The organism is Streptococcus pseudopneumoniae, from assembly GCF_001072315.1.
GTDB classification, from domain to species: domain Bacteria; phylum Bacillota; class Bacilli; order Lactobacillales; family Streptococcaceae; genus Streptococcus; species Streptococcus pseudopneumoniae_R.
Genome location: NZ_JVLI01000129.1, coordinates 1 through 17,961 on the forward strand (window position 1 = coordinate 1; position 17,961 = coordinate 17,961).

Annotated in this window: 17 protein-coding genes; 5 read left to right on the top strand and 12 right to left on the bottom strand. The window is 42.1% G+C overall.

Annotation, left to right across the window (positions count from 1 at the left end; all coding sequences use genetic code 11):
* Window positions 1-120: 120 nt before the first annotated feature.
* Genes ADH54_RS06850 through ADH54_RS12190 form a run of 4 tightly spaced genes read right to left on the bottom strand, consistent with a single transcriptional unit; the run spans window position 121 to window position 2,941 of the window.
* Window positions 121-699 carry a uracil-DNA glycosylase family protein gene (locus ADH54_RS06850; protein WP_049524550.1) on the bottom strand — a complete coding sequence of 193 codons (579 nt, stop codon included), beginning with the start codon at window positions 697-699 and terminating at the stop codon, window positions 121-123.
* Window positions 700-752: 53 nt separating this feature from the next.
* On the bottom strand, window positions 753-2,153 hold the full coding sequence (pepV, locus tag ADH54_RS06855) for a dipeptidase PepV (RefSeq protein ID WP_049524551.1): 1,401 nt from the start codon (window positions 2,151-2,153) through the stop codon (window positions 753-755).
* Window positions 2,154-2,166: 13 nt separating this feature from the next.
* Complete coding sequence (locus ADH54_RS06860; RefSeq protein WP_049524552.1) at window positions 2,167-2,772, bottom strand: nitroreductase family protein; 606 nt, start codon at window positions 2,770-2,772, stop codon at window positions 2,167-2,169.
* Entirely contained in the window at window positions 2,759-2,941 is a 183-nt protein-coding gene (locus ADH54_RS12190) for a hypothetical protein (protein WP_049524553.1), read from the bottom strand. Before ADH54_RS12190 ends, ADH54_RS06860 begins: the two co-directional genes overlap by 14 nt.
* Window position 2,942: 1 nt before the next feature.
* Between ADH54_RS12190 and ADH54_RS06870 the strand changes: the two genes are divergently transcribed.
* The gene (locus ADH54_RS06870; protein ID WP_049524554.1) at window positions 2,943-3,743 is read left to right on the top strand and encodes an amino acid ABC transporter substrate-binding protein; all 801 of its coding nucleotides are present in this window, start codon (window positions 2,943-2,945) and stop codon (window positions 3,741-3,743) included.
* Window positions 3,744-3,808: 65 nt separating this feature from the next.
* On the opposite strand, the gene ADH54_RS06875 is transcribed toward ADH54_RS06870, so the two are convergent.
* The 8 genes from ADH54_RS06875 to recJ all read right to left on the bottom strand — a co-directional run bounded on the left by ADH54_RS06875 (window position 3,809) and on the right by recJ (window position 14,774).
* The gene (locus ADH54_RS06875; protein WP_049524555.1) at window positions 3,809-4,642 is read right to left on the bottom strand and encodes a metallophosphoesterase family protein; all 834 of its coding nucleotides are present in this window, start codon (window positions 4,640-4,642) and stop codon (window positions 3,809-3,811) included.
* Entirely contained in the window at window positions 4,639-6,480 is a 1,842-nt protein-coding gene (uvrC, locus tag ADH54_RS06880; protein ID WP_049524556.1) for an excinuclease ABC subunit UvrC, read from the bottom strand. The genes ADH54_RS06875 and uvrC overlap by 4 nt, the downstream gene beginning before the upstream one ends.
* A gap of 38 nt (window positions 6,481-6,518) precedes the next feature.
* On the bottom strand, window positions 6,519-7,220 hold the full coding sequence (locus ADH54_RS06885; protein ID WP_049524557.1) for a M57 family metalloprotease: 702 nt from the start codon (window positions 7,218-7,220) through the stop codon (window positions 6,519-6,521).
* Between the two features lie 78 nt (window positions 7,221-7,298).
* Window positions 7,299-8,531, bottom strand: coding sequence for a peptidoglycan bridge formation alanyltransferase MurN (gene murN, locus ADH54_RS06890; protein ID WP_049524558.1), 1,233 nt, complete (start codon window positions 8,529-8,531; stop codon window positions 7,299-7,301).
* A 4-nt stretch (window positions 8,532-8,535) separates the two neighbouring features.
* Entirely contained in the window at window positions 8,536-9,756 is a 1,221-nt protein-coding gene (murM, locus tag ADH54_RS06895; protein ID WP_000286555.1) for a peptidoglycan bridge formation alanyltransferase MurM, read from the bottom strand.
* 111 nt (window positions 9,757-9,867) lie between these two features.
* The gene (locus ADH54_RS06900; RefSeq protein ID WP_049524559.1) at window positions 9,868-10,647 is read right to left on the bottom strand and encodes an alpha/beta hydrolase; all 780 of its coding nucleotides are present in this window, start codon (window positions 10,645-10,647) and stop codon (window positions 9,868-9,870) included.
* Window positions 10,648-10,715: 68 nt separating this feature from the next.
* Window positions 10,716-12,377 carry a ribonuclease J gene (locus ADH54_RS06905; RefSeq protein WP_049524560.1) on the bottom strand — a complete coding sequence of 554 codons (1,662 nt, stop codon included), beginning with the start codon at window positions 12,375-12,377 and terminating at the stop codon, window positions 10,716-10,718.
* A 174-nt stretch (window positions 12,378-12,551) separates the two neighbouring features.
* The gene (recJ, locus tag ADH54_RS06910) at window positions 12,552-14,774 is read right to left on the bottom strand and encodes a single-stranded-DNA-specific exonuclease RecJ (protein ID WP_049524561.1); all 2,223 of its coding nucleotides are present in this window, start codon (window positions 14,772-14,774) and stop codon (window positions 12,552-12,554) included.
* Between the two features lie 176 nt (window positions 14,775-14,950).
* Here recJ and ADH54_RS06915 point away from each other — a divergent pair, with 176 nt between their 5' ends.
* The 4 genes from ADH54_RS06915 to ADH54_RS06930 are packed head-to-tail and all read left to right on the top strand — an operon-like array spanning window position 14,951 to window position 17,873.
* Window positions 14,951-15,709 carry an amino acid ABC transporter ATP-binding protein gene (locus ADH54_RS06915; protein ID WP_001229569.1) on the top strand — a complete coding sequence of 253 codons (759 nt, stop codon included), beginning with the start codon at window positions 14,951-14,953 and terminating at the stop codon, window positions 15,707-15,709.
* A gap of 10 nt (window positions 15,710-15,719) precedes the next feature.
* Window positions 15,720-16,514 carry a transporter substrate-binding domain-containing protein gene (locus ADH54_RS06920; RefSeq protein ID WP_080980816.1) on the top strand — a complete coding sequence of 265 codons (795 nt, stop codon included), beginning with the start codon at window positions 15,720-15,722 and terminating at the stop codon, window positions 16,512-16,514.
* 12 nt (window positions 16,515-16,526) lie between these two features.
* A complete protein-coding gene (locus tag ADH54_RS06925) occupies window positions 16,527-17,204 on the top strand; it encodes an amino acid ABC transporter permease (protein WP_049524562.1) in 678 nt (225 codons plus the stop codon).
* Between the two features lie 9 nt (window positions 17,205-17,213).
* Entirely contained in the window at window positions 17,214-17,873 is a 660-nt protein-coding gene (locus tag ADH54_RS06930; protein ID WP_033689194.1) for an amino acid ABC transporter permease, read from the top strand.
* Window positions 17,874-17,961 lie beyond the last annotated feature (88 nt).

The following is a 17,961-nucleotide window of genomic DNA, read 5'->3' on the forward strand; positions in this document are numbered from 1 at the left end:
CGTCAGCGTCGCCTTACCGTAGGTATGGTTACTGACTTCGTCAGTTCTATCCACAACCTCAAAGCTGTACTTTGAGTAGCCTGCGGCTAGCTTCCTAGTTTGCTCTTTGATTTTCATTGACTATAAAATAGTTTTAATTCTTTTTTTCAAATCCGGCACTACTTCTGCCTCAAACCAAGGATTTTTGGCCATCCAGATTTGATTTCGCGGTGAGGGATGAACTAAAGGAAAATAGGTTGGCAAGTAGTTCTGGTAATGTTTTACCCGTTCTGTTACCTTGCCACTGATTTTCTCCTTTAAATAGTAGGCTTGGGCATATTGCCCAATCAAGAGGGTCAATTGGATGTCTGGTAATTCTTGCAAGAGCTGAGGATGCCATTTTTCCGCAAACCCAGTTCTCGGTGGCAGGTCACCTGACTTACCATGCCCTGGAAAGTAAAAATCCATAGGCAGAACAGCAAAATAACCTGAATTGTAAAAGGTATCTTCATCCACACCTAGCCAGTCCCGCAAACGATCACCACTCTTATCTTTCCAGTAAAGGCCTGCTTCTTGGGTTTTAAGTCCCGGTGCCTGACCGATGATATTGATGCGAGCAGTTTTTGGCGCTGCAAAGAGAGGCTCAATGCCACGCTTTGTATAGCTAGCATTCTGCGGATCTGCCATAATAGCCTGCTTGATTCTTTCAATTTGAGACATCTACTTTCCCTCCAAAAAGAAGTCTAAGCATACAATCTCAGACTTCTATCGTTTTATTTGATCAATTCGTAAATAGCTTCGGCATAGATTGCTGCTGCTCGGAAGAGATCATCCAAGGCGATAAATTCATTGGCTTGGTGCATGGTGTCAATTGAGTCTGGGAACATAGCACCGTAGGCAACCCCACGTTCTAGCAAGCGACCAAAAGTACCACCACCGATGACTTGTTCATGACCTTGAAGTCCTGTTTGTTTTTCATAGACATTCAACAAGGTTTGTACAAGTGGATCTTCCATTGGTACATAGTGAGGTGTGTGACCATGTTCTGATAAGCTAACAGATACAACTGGCAAGTTTTCAAGAACTGACTTGATTTGCTCTGGACTTGTTCCTTTTGGATAGCGGATGTTGAGGGCAATGGTATTATCAGCGCTTGTTTCGTCAAAGCGGAAGACACCGGCATTCATAGAAAGAGCACCCATCTTTTCATCCACATGAGCCACTTTTAAGTTTTTACCTTCATGGTCATTTAAGAGAATCTTACCAGCAATGTCAAGGTAGTCTTTTGCAGGTCCTTCAAAAGCAAACTGGCTGAGGAAGAGAGCTAGGTAAGTCGCACCATTGACACCTGAAGCGGGCATAGCACCGTGGGCTGATTTACCAATAATCGTCACCTTGTATTGACCAGCTTCTTCTTGAATTTCTCCTCTGAGTTTGTGTTCTGCAACAAAGGTATCTAGTTTAGCTTGCAAGTCAGCCAAGTCACCTGAAACGACTGCTGTTGCTGATTCAGGCACCATATTTTCACGCAAACCACCTGTAAAGCTGTGAAGACGGGCAGCACCTGCATTTTCACCTGCAAAATGAAGATATTCTGTGATGTTACCTTTTTCACCGTTGATGATAGGGAACTCAGCATCTGGAGAGAAACCGAAGTCTGGTTTGGCAAGTCCTACATGTTCAAAGTAATAGTCCATGTCTGCCCAGCCTGATTCTTCGTCTGTTCCGACGATGAAGCGGACTTTCTTAGAAGTTGGAAGGCCCAATTCTTTGATGATTTTCAAACCATAGTAACAAGCTGTTGTAGGACCCTTGTCATCAGAAGCTCCACGCGCATAAAGGCGACCGTCTTTGATAGTCGGTGTGTAAGGATCTGTATCCCAACCGCTACCAGCAGGAACCACATCCATATGGGCAAAGATTCCGAGAACTTCTTCTCCATCACCAAACTCAAAATGTCCTGCATAGTTATCAACATTTTTAGTTGGGTAGCCATCGCGGTCTGCGATTTCAAGGAATTTTTCCAAGGCTTTTACTGGACCAGGCCCAAATGGATGTTCAGCATCAACCTTGCTGTCATCACGTTCAGAGTTGATTTCCAAAAGGCTAAACAAGTCAGCCAAGAGGTCTTCTTTGCGTTTTTCTACTTCTGCTGTAAAATCAATTGCTGTCATTTTTTTCTTCTTTCTATCTTTTCTCGATGATTTCATCTACTGGCAAGCGGTAGCTTGGTTCCAATTTTTCGTCTGTGTAGCCCACTGTAATCAAGAGTTCTGGGCGGAAACGGTCTTCAATGTCCAATACTTCATTGACTTTTGATTTGTCAAATCCAAGGATAAGATTTGATCCGATTCCTTGGTCTGTAAGAGCAAGAACCAAGTTCATGGCAACCAAACCTGCATTGAGGGCTAGGTAGTCGCTGACTTGTTGTTCATTGTAGCGTGCAAATTCAGCTGGCAAATTTTTCATGAAGTATTGAAGTTGTTCTTCTGAGAAATTGTTAGCACCACCAACTCGGGCAATCTTACGAGCACGTTTGGCAAGGTCTGTATCCGTAAACAGAGCAATGGTTACAGGCGCTGATGATACCTGCTCAAAGTTGGAACCATAAGCCAATTTTGCCAGTTCGGCATTTTTCTCACGTACCACCACAAATTTCCAAGGCTGGCTGTTGTGGGCACTTGGAGCCAAGGTTGCAATTTCGATAGCCGTACGCACATCTTTTGGATCAACTGGCTTATCAGTGAACTGCTTAGTCGCATGACATTTTTTATTTAATTCAAGAAATTTCATAATCGATTTCCTTTTCTAATTCTACTGCTTCCATTCTACCATAATTTGAAAGAGCTTGCAGAGATTTTCCATGATTAAGTTTTTTTATCACAACCATAAAAAATATATATTGGTTCATCAAGAAAGTTTCTGATAAACTAGCAAGTACTTTACATTTGAATGGAGACATTATGAAAAAATTTAGCCTATTACTAGCTATCCTACCATTTTTGGTTGCCTGTGGAAATCAATCCACACCCAAAGAGACCAGCGCTCAAAAGACAATCGTCGTTGCTACAGCCGGCGATGTGCCGCCATTTGACTACGAAGACAAGGGCAATTTGACAGGTTTCGATATTGAAGTCCTAAAAGCAGTAGATGAAAAGCTCAGCGACTACGAGATTCAATTCCAAAGAACTGCCTGGGAGAGTATCTTCCCAGGACTTGATTCTGGTCACTATCAAGCTGCAGCCAATAACTTGAGTTACACAAAAGAGCGTGCTGAGAAATACCTCTACTCACTTCCTATTTCGAACAATCCCCTCGTTCTTGTCAGCAACAAGAAAAATCCTCTGACTTCACTTGACCAAATCGCTGGCAAAATAACACAGGAGGATACTGGAACTTCAAACGCTCAATTCATCAATAACTGGAATCAAAAACATACTGATAATCCTGCTACTATCGATTTTTCTGGTGAGGATATCGGTAAACGAATCCTAGACCTCTCTAACGGTGAATTTGATTTTCTAGTTTTTGACAAGGTATCCGTGCAAAAGATTATCAAGGACCGTGGCTTAGACCTCTCAGTCGTTGATTTGCCTTCTGTAGATAGCCCCAGCAACTATATCGTTTTCTCAAGCGACCAGAAAGAGTTTAAAGATAAATTTGATAAAGCACTCAAAGAACTCTATCAAGATGGGACCCTTGAAAAACTCAGCAATACCTATCTAGGTGGTTCTTATCTCCCAGATAAATCTCAGTTACAATAAGATATGATAAAAACGATTGGACCAGCCAATCGTTTTTAGTTTGCATTGGTTATTTTAGGAAACTCTTACAAAAAATCAAAAAAATTCTTCACATCTTCTACATACCCATGCTTTTCTATTAAGCTTGCTAATAATTCCAGATTGTGTCCCTGATAGTTATCTTCACGACGTAGTTCTTCATACATTTCGATAAAGGGAAGCCCCTTGGATTTGGCCAATTCCAACTCGGCTTCGTAATCATAAGCGACTTTACGAAATAGGATATTTACCAATTCCCCATCTTCAACCTCTATCACGGCATACTGGACACGGTGATTTTTTAACGCTTCCCAATTAAAATAGGGCATGCCAATCGACCCTGGATTGATGATTTGTTGCCCTTGACTGCCATAACGAAGCAACTGCTTGTGAACATGACCATAGACTGCCACGTCAACTTCATCATCTAGGAGTTGGTCAAATTTCTCTGTATCATTCTCAACTAGCAAGTCACCACCATAATTTTTGTCCGGTAAATTATGTGAGAGAGAAAAACGCAGCCCCTCAACTTCTTTCTTTTCCAGCAAAGGCAAGCTTCGTAGCCAGACAATCGTTGCAGGATCCATTCGCTCCATCAAAAACTGGGTCATGCGCATTAACTGGATTTCTTGCGGATCTTCCAAACCATATTCGCCATCCAATGCCTCAAGGACACAATCATCCCAATTGCCTCGAACACTTGCCGTGATAGGAAGGTCCTTTAGCAGGGCGACCAAGTCATTTGCACCTGGACCAGGTAGAAAAATATCTCCCAGAAGCCAGTATTCACTGACTCCTTGATTTTTAGCATCTGCAATCACTGCTTCTAGCGCCGTCGCATTGCCATGAATATCTGATAAAATTGCGATTTTATGGTTCATGATGTTTTTCCTTCCGTTTGATAATCTACTCTTTCTTCCGCCACTTGAGGTAAAGCTTCTGCCTCTTGCGGGTTCAACTTTCTCTGAACTGCTTCTGCGACTGCCCTTGGCACACCAACTTCGACAATCTCATCCACACTGGCTTCCTTGATTTTAGTGAGAGACTTGAAGTGCCTCATGAGATTTTGCTTGCGTTTAGGTCCCAGCCCTTCAATTCCATCCAGTTGTGATGAAAAAGAATTTTTTGAGCGCAGTTGGCGGTGGAAGGTGATGGCAAAACGGTGCACCTCATCTTGAATGCGTTGGAGGAGGAAAAATTCCTGAGAATTGCGAGACAACTCCACCACCTCAAGCGGATCTCCAAAGAGCAACTCATGGGTTTGGTGCTTGTCATTCTTTTGCAGACCTGCAATTGGAATGTCCAAACCTAGTTCCTCTTGGATGACTTGCTTGGCGATATTGACTTGACCTTGTCCCCCATCAATGACAATCAAATCAGGAGGAATCAAACCCTCACGCTGTACTCGACCATAGCGCCTGCGAATGACTTCTCTCATACTGGCATAGTCGTCTGGCCCGACTACGGTCTTGATTTTATACTTACGGTAATCCTTCTTACTAGGTTTTCCGTTGACAAAGACCACCATGGCTGAAACAGGACTGGTTCCCATGATATTGGAGTTATCGAAGGACTCGATACGAACTGGGGTCGGGATTTGGAGCAAGCGTCCCAGATTTTCAATAGCCCCTTGTGTCTTTTCGACTGATTTTTCTAGCAGATTGAACTTCTGCTCCAGACTAACACGGGCATTTTTTATGGCTAGATTGACCAGCTGTTTTTTCTCACCACGCTGGGGCTTGAGAATCTTGGTATCCACCAAGGCCTTGACAGCTTCTTCATCGATATCCTGCGGAATCAATACCTCATTGGGAACCAGGTGGGATTTTTCTTGATAGAATTGTCCCACATAGGTCAAGAAGTCCTCATCCGGATCATTATAATAAGGGAAAAGATTGACATCGCGCTCAATAAGCTTGCCCTGACGAACAAAGAAAACCTGAACACACATCCAGCCCTTGTCCACATAGTAGCCAAAGACATCCCGATTTTGGAGATCCTTAGCCATGACCCGTTGCTTGGTTCGAAGTGTTCCAATGGCCTGAATCAGATCACGGTATTCCGCCGCACGTTCAAACTCCATAGTCTGGGCTGCCGTTGCCATTTTGCCCTTTAGGTCTTCAATGATTTTGTTATCCTGCCCTTTCAGAAAATCAGAAACCTCCTGAGCCATAGACTTGAAGTAGGCATCATCCTTCTTACAGATGGTATGGGCCATACATTGGCCGATATGGTAATAAAAACAAACCTTAGACGGCGGATTGGTACACTTGCGAAAAGGGAAAATCCGATCCAGTAGTCGTTTGATTTCATTGGCTGCCCCCACGTCTGGATAAGGTCCAAAGTAGAGACCTCCGTCCTTCTTGACCTGACGAGTGATAATCAAACGAGGATAGCGTTCATTGGTGATTTTGATAAAAGGATAGGACTTATCATCCTTTAGCATGATATTGTACTTAGGCTTATTTTCCTTAATCAGGTTGATTTCTAGGAGAAGTGCCTCAATATTAGACTCCGTAACGATAAATTCAAAATCCACAATTTCAGACACCAAGGCCTCTGTTTTTGTATCATGACTTCCACGGAAATAAGACCTCACGCGGTTGCGCAGATTTTTAGCCTTTCCTACATAGATAATGGTGCCGTTTTTATCCTTGTGAATGTAGCAACCAGGGCTGGTCGGTAAGAGCTCTAGTTTTGATTTAATCAAGTTGTTCATAGTTCCATTATAGCAAAAAAGTAGGGAAAGATAGTCCCCTACTCATTGGTCTCATATAATTTTCGAAGGTTTGCAACATCCTCTTCCTGAATACCATAAAAGGAACCTGCAGGTTGCATGACAGACTTCTCATCTGTATGGTCCAAACCAATAGCATGCCCCAACTCATGTTCTGCCGTATGGACAATGCGCTCATAGGAATAGCCATAGTCTGGATTGGACAAATAATAATGATTCAGACGCACCGTTACAGACAAGAATTGCCCTGTTAAGAGATTGGTCTGACTTTCCGCCTCTCCTGCCACAGGGGTGCCTCCGTCATTCATCTCAGTAGCCAAGATATCTGCCTTGCTGGACTCGGTGACAATTTCAAAGTTAAAAGCACCAGTTTGATTCCAATTCTGAATCGCTTCTACATAAGCTTCTTGAAAGCGTGAATCCATCTGGGGATCCAAGTAAATACGAGCAGAAGCCTGTGGCCACCTTCCTTCAGAATGCTGGTGGCTATCTGTCTGGTTCAACTTAGGCAGTTGCCCTGTTTTTTCCCATTGGTCGATACTTTGTTGACCAATCTTTATTGACCGTTCTGCTTGCTTTAGCGCTTCTTGAAAATCTCCGTTCAAATACCAGAGAAGTCCGAAAGCAAGCGCACATAAGAGCACAACTATCCAAACCAGGCGCCAAAACAAACGCCACACAAAAGAAAAGAAGGCCCCTATCAAACGAAAAAGCCAGCGCATATCCTTCCACCTTTCTAGCAAATAAAAATTATTTTACTAAAAGAAGCTGAAAGAAAGCTAAATACTGACTTTTTCATCTTAACGTCCTACTATTTTTTTGAGTAACTGGATAGCTTTGTATTTTAAAGGCGATGGATGATAACGGAAAGTACCTGCTTTGCGTACAATATAGCCATTAAAATTCTGTTTAAAACGCAAAACACCATCACTTCCATCAAAAATCCCTTGAATCCCTAGGAAGTTGTATTTAGGTATTCCACGTTTTATACTTTCCAACATAATATATTTTTGAAGCAGTGCAGGGGCATAGAACTTATTAAATTCAGTGTAGGAACCACTAAAGAGATAAGTCGTTTCCTGAGGCATATAAACAAATAAACTCCCGGCTAAAACAATATCTTCTTCTCCATATTTTTCAATCAAGTCTCTCGCTTCTGCTTTTCGAACTTCAAAAGTTTCAAATTGACTAGAATATTCTCTCAGTTGATTTTGTTTTTTCTCAGAATGAGGATTTTTACTCAAATCAAGTCGCAACTTGTCTAAGACTTCTTCTAGTTTACTTTGTTCACCTTGCAATTTGCTCATATACTCCGAAAAATTTAAGCTTGCTATGAGAAACTCCGCTTGTTCTCCAAATGAATCATAAAAGTGCTCATAATATTCTAAACTTTTATCACTGTATTCTCTACGTTCAGAGGTTTCTTTTGTTATATTCTTAAAAATCGATAGTTCTTCACGTTGTAACTTTTTCAACCGAATGCCAAACGTTTCAGCCTTTTTCACCAAGGGTTTACCCTTTTTACTAAAACTTTTAAGCAAATTCTTTTCAGTTAATTCAGTCAAATCTTTATAGTATAACCAATCTGGTTCTCCACCTGGATACCCTGTCGTCAATCCATCAAACTGATAACCTAAATCAGTCAAATCTTGAATAATACTTTTTTTCTCAGCATCTATCGGATTACCTTGGCTATCAAAAGTTTGATAAGTTTCATAAGGTTTTACAAGCAACTCTAATACACCATTTTGCTTGGCATATTCTTTTAACTCTTCATAAAAAACTGGAAGAGCATCTTGTTGGGTATAAATTGGTCCAGAATTGAGCTCCATATGAAGACCACCTAGCATTGGTAAACTATAAACCAAAGCTGCAACTTGAATTTCTCCTTCTTGTTTTAAAGCAAGATAAACAATTTGAGCTCCTCTTTTTTCTAGCAAGTCACCCATCTGGACAGATTGCATAAAGGAACGAGAAGAAACCTGATCAGAATAAATCTGAAACTCTTCTTTGGTGAGTGTTGTTAGTGCCATATACTTACTTTCTATGTTTTTTTCTTAATGTTTTACGGAAATCAAGAGCAAGTCTTAACAGAGGATAGAGAGGATGGGTAGGCATTGTAAATTCACCCAAATATTCTTCAATCGTTGGATTAAATTTTTCCTTAAAATGATAAAGTCCACCATTGAGAGAGTTTTCAACACCACCTAAATTTTGCCACAACATACCTCGCTCAAAGGCATAGCGAGCCGTTTCATACCAAGTTAAAATTGGTGCATTGTAACGTTTAAAATCATCATCCATACCAGCATATAGATTGACAGAGGTAGTACCAAATTCCAAACTCAAAGTAGCCGCTAAAGGAACTCTCGCTTGACCTGCATCCATATATTCCTGCAGGAAAGTCAATTCCTCTAACAAACGTTCTTTTTCCTTCTTCTGCGCTTCTACTTTTGAAGTGCGAGTCGACTCAGTAAAGGTCTCTTCCAAGGCTCTATTTTTCGCTAACTGTTCTTCTAATTCTTGCGAACGTTTAGAGACATCCAAGGTGGCCAAGGTGATATAGGCCTTGTCCTTAAAATTATCTAACAACTTTTTATAATAGGCTTCATTCCTCAAATGAATCTCTTTCCGCTTCTCGGTTTTTTTCATCAAAAAGGAAAAAGACTCCAATAATTCAGTTCCACCAAATTGAATCTCTACCCCCTTATTCCGTGCTGTTCGAATAGCCTGTTTTGTTGACTTAGAAAGTTTATCTTCTTCAAAATTTTCCTTGTATATTTTCGCCTGAATACGAGGTTGAATGGTGTCTCCCATTTCCTCTGTTTTTCCTGACCACCTTACTCCCATTTGTTGCAAACTATCAATAATAGCCAGATTTTCAGGAAATTCTGTCTTTTCCTGATTGATTAAACTTTGAGACAGGCAAATACTTGGATCAAAAGTCACAAAAATAGCTCTCTTACTGCGAGCATAAGACTTAATGGACTGAATGACAAAACTCAAGAGTTCCGTATCCCCATAATCCAATATGGGTCCTCTTGGGACGTAAAACATTTTATAGCCTAGCGGAAGAGTTCTAATCAAAATACTAGCTGTCGCCAGTAATTTTTCTTCCCTGTAGACACCAAACCTCTCATGTTGCCAATCAGACTTAACTTCTTCCCAAGCACTACTTTGTAATACATTAGCTAATTCATGTTCTTTGACAAACTGATCATATTCTAATGTGGGAATGCCAATTTGATAACGGTACATTTCCTACTCTCTTTCCTCCAGTATCTTATTACTATTCTACTACTTTCGTTTGAAAAGTCTAGTGAAAACATATTTTATTTTAGTTCTACTACCCCTATGCTGAAGTTCAAACTAACTCAATCTCTCTTCTAATTTGAAATCGATTGGAAGAGTTGCTAAGAACAGTTCCAATTGTTTTTCCCAGTAGTACCACTCGTGAGTTCCAGCACTATGGCTATAGGTCACATCAAAACCTAGTTTTTTGAGATTTTTCACTGCTAGATTATTGGCTTCATACAAGAAATCCTGCTCGCCACACCAAGCCCACAGCTTGGTCTTTTTATCCGATTTTTTAGCCAGACTTTCAAGCGAATAGGGACTAGTTGTCCAATCCTTAATCTCTCCAAAAACACCTCTCCAGTAAGCTGGTGTCCCCAGATTTTGGCTTTCAGGAGAAAAATCTTGAAAACTAAGGGCGCCTGAAAAGCTAGCTGCACGAGAGAAACGATTTGTAGCAAGAGCCAATTTGAAACAGCCATAGCCTCCCATGGAGAGACCAGCGATAAAGGTCTTTTCACGCTTACTGGTCATATTAGGGAAGAATCGTTTCAGAACCTGTGGCAATTCCTCTGCTAGAGCTGTGTAGTAGTCAAAACCATACTGGGTATCGGTATACCAACCGTTGCTGGTATTAGGCATGACAACGATTAGATTGGTTCCTCGAAGCAAGCGTTCTACATTGGTTCGCTTGAGCCAACTATTATGATTGCCAGACATCCCGTGCAAGAGGTACAAGACGGGAATGTCTTTACAATCTGGTTCTTCCACTCGATTAGCATCAGGATAGAGGACATTCACTCCCCACTCCATATCCAAAACTTGTGAGTAATACTCAATTTTCATTACTGCCATGATTTGCTCCTTCTATTTTCCGATAAGAAAAAGCCAAAACTCGGCTTTCTCTCTGTTTATTTCAAAGATTATTTCGCTTCCATCACCACTGGTAAAATAGCTGGACGACGTTTGGTTTGGTCAAAGAGATACTTGGTAAGATTATCACGAACCTTCCCTTTGAGATCTGCCCAGTCAAAGTCATCTCCTTGAAGATAGTCTTCTACCGTCTGGTTAATCAATTCTGAACTTTCCCGGAGAATATCGCGACTCTTCTTGAGATAAACGAATCCACGCGTATGAACACGAGCCTTGGCTACAATTTTCTTCTCACGACGGTTAACGGTGATTGCGACGATGAAAATACCATCCTCTGACAAGACCTTACGGTCACGAAGAACCACATTTCCAACATCACCGATGGCATTTCCGTCAATCAAGACATCCCCTGCCGAAACCGCTCCAGCTGGGACAAAGTCTCCATTCTCATAAGCCATGCTGGTTCCCTTTTTAGGGATGAAAATGCGTTCTGGCAACATACCAACTGCCATAGCAGCCTTAGCATGAGCATCCAACTCACGGTATTCCCCTTGGACAGGGAAGAGGTACTTAGGTTGCAAAAGATTGATCATCAGCTGCAAATCACGCACATTTCCGTGCCCTGATACATGTAAACTTTGGGTAATCAATTTGACAACCCCACCTGCCTGATAAATCATATTTTCCACACGCGCAACAAAGGCTTCTTTAGCAATAGACGGAGCCGTAGCAATATAGACCAGGTCCCCATCCTTGATTTCTACATAACGATGGCGACCAATCGACATCTTACGAAGTCCATTGATAGGTTCACCCATACGACCTGTCTCAAGGATAATCAACTCATGGTCTTCAAAGCGAGACATATCTTTCGGCTTAATCAAGAGAATTTCGTTGGCTAAAGACAACTTCTTGAGACGAATCGCTGTGCGGACGATATTTTCAATATCAAATCCTGTCAAGACGATACGTCGACCTGTTTTATCCGCAGCGTCAAAAATTTGCTGGATACGAGAAAGGTTACTGGAAACAGCTGCAACGATGATACGACCTTCCCAGTCAGCAATGGTTTGGGTAATTTCATCCCTAACTTCACTTTCGCTAGCCACCTGAATATTGCTGTCCGCATTGGCCGAATCACTGAGGAGAGCCAGGACGCCGTCACGACCGATTTCTGCCAAACGAGCGAAGTCTGTCGCATAGGATTCACTAGCTGTCTGGTCAAATTTGAAGTCACCTGTATAAACGATGCTTCCTTCCGATGTCTTCAAGACAATTCCCAGACTCTCTGGAACGGAGTAAGTCGTAGGGAAGAAGGAAACCACTGTCCCACCAAAATCAATCTCCGTATTCTCATCAATGACATGGAAATCATTAAATTTCTTAACGGCATCATTTCCTTTGACAAAGAGTTTTGCCAACTCAATGGTCAACTCAGACCCAAATACAGGAACTTTAGCCTCTGCCAAGAGATAAGGTAGAGCACCAATGGCATCCGCATGCCCGTGGGTCAAGAAAACCCCAGCAATACGGTCGCTATTTTCAAAAAGGTAATCCATGTTTGGAATCACCACATCGACCCCTAATTGTTCATTTTCAGGATATTTTAACCCTACATTCAAAACAAAAATGGACTCTCCAATTTCAGCAATGTACATATTTTTTCCATTCTCACGCACACCACCAAGTGTTGTTAAACTGATATTACTCATTTTTCCTCCAAAATCTTAGTTTATCTTGATTATAGGGCAACTCTACCCTCTTATTCTAAAAGTTCTAATACTTTCAGCCGAATCTTTTCCTACCATTATACCATTTTTTTGATGATTTTCAAAATGAAGGTCTGTTTTCAAAAAAGAGTTGATTTCCCAACTCTTTCCTAACTTCTACTCTTTTTCCATCAAAAAATCATAAATTTCTTGCACCGTACCCAGCGCCATCATTTCTTGGTCTTTAACGGTTTGTTTAAGATTTTGGTAAATCTGACTTTCTCCTATCTCTCGCTTTGGTGCCTCTTTATTGACTGTCATGACCCCATCTTTGATGGTCACAAAGCCTAGTTCTTCGAATACTTGAATCATCTTGACCAGCAAGATTTGTTGAATATTGAGATAAGTCGCCAAATCTTTCAGCTTGTAGCGAATATCAAACTCTGGAAACTGGTAGATGGTCTTGTACAATTTTGCAAACTGCTCTCTAGTCCCATAACCTGTCAGATAATAGGCCTTTTCAATGTCATTTTTGAAATAAACCGCAGAGAAATTCTGTTCCTGAAAAATGGTCTTCAGCTGAGTAATATCCTCAGGAATGGTTTTTACGACAATCGCTTCACTAGTCGCTATATCTGGCAGTTCTCCAGCAAAATCCAAGACTGGAACTCCTTCTGGCAAGACTGCATTTTTCCCACGGATGTTAAAAAGTTGAACACCCTCCACACGCGCATCCACCATCATCAACTGGAGGGCAGTTTGGCCATTCCATTGGTTGACAGACAATTTGACTGCCAACTCTAGGTTCTTGGTTTGAGAAAACTCTGTTGCCCATCTGCCTTGACCAAAGGCTACCACTTCAAAACTCGTCTCACCCTTGGAAATTTTCAGCTTGAGATGGGCATTGCCTGCCCCCATAGTACGGGCACTTTCGACCTGAAAATCCTTAATATAAAAGACAGGTTTCTGATTGTCCATTCCAAAGGGAGCTAAACGTTCAAAACTTTTGACCGTCTCTAAGCTAAGTTCCTCCAAATCCAGTTCTTCATCTAAGTTTAACTTGTTCTTACCACTAGCATCTGCGCCTTTTTCACGGATATAATCTTCTAAGACCTGAGATAAATCTGAAAGTTTCTCAACTTCCAGCGTCATGCCCGCCGCACCAGCATGGCCACCGAATGCAATGAAGAGGTCGCGATGGGGATCTAGGGCTTCAAAAATATCGACCGCTTCCACACTACGAGCACTTCCCTTGGCACGACCGTCTTCTATATTAAGAACGATGACTGTCTGTCCCAATTCTTCCAACAAACGACCAGCTACGATTCCTAGAACCCCAGGATTCCAGTCTTCCTTGGCCAAGACCTGGACCTTCTTCTCAGGATCCACCATAGTCTTGGCTTCTTCATAGATTGACTGGACGATTTCCTTGCGCTCTTCATTTTTCTGGTGAATCATAAGGGCAATCTCGTGCGCTTCCTCTTCATCAAAGCCAGTCAGCAAATCAATGGCAGGATTGGGATCATCCAAGCGGCCCAAGGCATTCAAACGAGGGGCAATCTGGAAACCAACTGTTTCTTCTGTTACTTCGTTGGCAGCAATCCCAGCCATATCCAGCATTTCTTGTATACCAATACGTTGAGTGTGACCCAACATTTCCAGACCATATTGAACTAGAATACGATTCTCATCTGTCAAACTCACCATATCCGCAATGGTTCCGATAGCAACCAAGTCAAGCAATTCCACTTGTACTTCTTCTAACAGGGCACAAGCTAACTTGAAGGCTACTCCACAACCAGCCAAATATTTGAAAGGATAGTCCGCATCTGGATGTTCAGGGTGAATGATAGCGTAAGCATCTGGTAAGGTTTCAGGCATGGAATGGTGGTCAGTCACAATGACATCCACTCCCATAGACTGTGCCAGTTCAATGGCTTCGTGACCAGCAACCCCATTATCCACCGTCACAATCAAAGAAATCCCTTCTTGCTCGATAAAGTATTTGTAAACACTGGCATTAGGTCCATAACCGTCGGTAAAACGATTAGGCAGGTAAACACGGCACTCAGCGCCAAGTTGTTCCAAACTTTCCTTAACAATCGAAGCTGAAGTCATGCCATCCGCATCGTAGTCCCCATAGATGAGAATATTTTCCCCTTCTTCAATAGCCTGACGAATCCGTTCCACTGCCTTATCCATATCATGGAGTAGATAAGGGTCATGCAAGTCCTCCAAGGAAGGTTCTAAAAACTTCTTCAGACTTTCTTGGTCCTGAATCCCTCTCTCAAACAATAACCGAGCTACCTCAGGACCCAGTCCAGCCTTCTTGGCTATCTTTGTAAAATCCGCATCTTCTACCTGCGGGGCAAACTGCCATTCATAAGTAGGTGTTATCAAAAAGACATCCACTCTTTCTAAGAATTCTATTGCTTCATTATAACATGATTTAGACGTTTTCTCTATCCAGATTGCTTTTTTATAAAATTTTAGTGAATTTTTTCAGATATGATTTGACAAGACAAATTTTTTGGTGTAGAATCATGTTATAAATTCTAACACAAAGGAGATTCCTTATGGCTTTAGTAGAATTTGAACACGTCGAAAAATATTACGGGGACTACCACGCGCTCCGCGACATCAATCTCCGTTTTGAAAAAGGACAAGTCGTTGTCCTACTCGGACCATCTGGTTCTGGAAAATCCACTCTTATCCGCACCATCAATGGTTTGGAGGCTGTAGACAAAGGAAGTCTTCTAGTAAATGGTCACCAAGTTGCTGGTGCCAGCCAGAAAGATTTAGTTCCTCTTCGCAAGGAAGTCGGCATGGTTTTCCAGCATTTTAACCTCTACCCTCACAAAACAGTGTTAGAAAACGTAACACTCGCACCCATAAAAGTTCTAGGAATTGATAAAAAAGAAGCTGAAAAAACAGCCCAAAAATATCTGGAATTTGTAAATATGTGGGACAAGAAAGATTCTTATCCAGCCATGCTATCTGGTGGACAAAAACAACGGATTGCCATCGCACGTGGACTCGCTATGCATCCTGAACTCCTCCTCTTTGATGAGCCAACATCTGCTCTTGACCCTGAAACCATCGGCGATGTTCTAGCGGTTATGCAAAAATTGGCCCACGATGGTATGAATATGATTGTCGTTACTCATGAAATGGGCTTTGCCCGTGAAGTTGCGGATCGCATTATCTTTATGGCTGATGGAGAAGTTTTGGTGGATACGACAGATGTCGATGACTTTTTCGACAATCCAAGCGAACCTCGTGCTCAACAATTCCTCAGCAAAATCATCAACCACGAAAGTGACAAAGTCAAATAAGGAGGCGCCTATGAAAAAGAAATTCTTTTTATCAGCATTATTGATTAGCCTTTTCGGCCTTGCTGCTACAAAACCAGTCCAGGCTGATACCAGCGTCGCAGATATTCAAAAAAGAGGCGAACTGGTTGTCGGTGTCAAACAAGACGTTCCCAATTTTGGCTACAAGGATCCTAAGACAGGAACCTATTCTGGTATCGAAACTGACTTGGCAAAAATGGTAGCTGATGAGCTCAAGGTCAAGGTTCGCTATGTGCCTGTTACCGCACAAACCCGTGGCCCCCTTCTAGACAATGAACAGGTCGATATGGATATCGCGACCTTCACCATTACAGACGAACGCAAAAAACTCTACAACTTTACCAGTCCCTACTACACGGACGCATCTGGATTTTTGGTCAATAAATCTGCCAAAATCAAAAAGATTGAGGACCTAAACGGCAAAACCATCGGAGTCGCCCAAGGTTCCATCACCCAACGCCTGATTACTGAACTGGGTAAAAAGAAAGGTCTGAAGTTTAAATTCGTCGAACTTGGTTCTTATCCAGAATTGATTACTTCCCTTCATGCTCACCGTATTGATGCCTTTTCCGTTGACCGCTCTATTCTATCTGGCTACATCAGCAAACGCACAGTACTATTAGATGATAGTTTCAAGCCATCTGACTACGGTATCGTTACCAAGAAATCAAATACCGAGCTAAACAATTATCTCGATAACTTGGTTACTAAATGGAGCAAGGATGGCAGTTTACAAAAACTCTATGACCGTTACAAGCTCAAACCATCTAGCCATACTGCAGATTAAGGAGGATACCCCATGACAGATTTATCATCTTGGACAGCCTATTTTCAGGATTTTGGACAATTTTTCAATGGTTTCCTCTTCACTCTTGCCCTAGCGATCGGATCCTTTATCCTCGCCATGGTCTTAGGCATCTTCTTTGGAGCCATGTCAACCAGCAAACGTCCGATTTTGCGAATCTTAGCTCGCATCTTCGTGGAATTTTATCAAAATACTCCCCTCTTGGTGCAGTTTGTTATCGTTTTTTATGGTTTGCCTCTTATTAGTGACCATATCATCATGATTCCGATTTATTGGACAGCTGTCCTCTGCGTAGGGCTCTATCACGGTGCCTATATCGCTGAGGTGATTCGCTCAGGGATTCAGTCTATTCCTAGCGGTCAGATGGAGGCCGCCTTGTCGCAAGGTTTTACCTATATCAACGCCATGCGCTTGATTATCTTACCTCAGGCCTTTCGTATCATTCTCCCTCCTTTGACTAACCAAATCGTTAACCTCATTAAGAATACCTCGACAGTCGCTATCATTTCTGGAGTGGACTTGATGTTTGTGACCAAGTCCTGGTCAGCTCTTAACGGAAACTATATCCCAGCCTTTCTAGGTGCTGCCCTGCTCTACTTTTCTCTTTGCTTTCCTGTTGCCCAGTTTGGTCGCAAGATGGAGCAAGCCAACAAAAAAGCCTATTCACTTTAGGAGGTTACTATGGAATCCATTTTAGAAGTTTTGACCCCAGATAACCTAATCTTTATCTTTAAAGGATTTGGCTTGACCCTCTATATTTCTCTAATTGCCATCGTCCTCTCTACCCTTATCGGTACAGTTCTAGCAGTCATGAGAAATGGCAAAAATCCTGTCTTGCGCATCATCTCCAGCATTTACATCGAATTTGTACGGAATGTTCCCAACCTTCTCTGGATTTTCACTATCTTTTTAGTTTTTAAGATGAAATCCACACCAGCAGGAATCACTGCCTTCACTCTCTTTACCTCAGCAGCCCTAGCTGAGATTATCCGAGGCGGTCTCAATGCCGTAGACAAGGGGCAGTACGAAGCAGGAATGTCGCAAGGATTTACATCAGCCCAAATCCTCTACCACATCATTCTCCCACAAGCAATCCGCAAAATGCTGCCAGCCATCATTTCTCAGTTTGTAACCGTGATTAAGGATACCAGTCTTCTCTACTCTGTTATCGCCCTACAAGAGCTCTTTGGAGCTAGCCAAATTCTCATGGGCCGTTATTTCGAACCAGAGCAAGTCTTCAGTCTGTATATCCTGATTGCCCTCATCTACTTCAGCTTTAACCTAGCCATTTCTAGCCTATCTCATATGCTAGCAAAACGTTGGCAACAAGCCGCAGAATAATACTCTTCGAAAATCTCTTCAAACCACGTCAGCTTCCATCTGCAACCTCAAAACAGTGTTTTGAGCAACCTGCGGCTAGCTTCCTAGT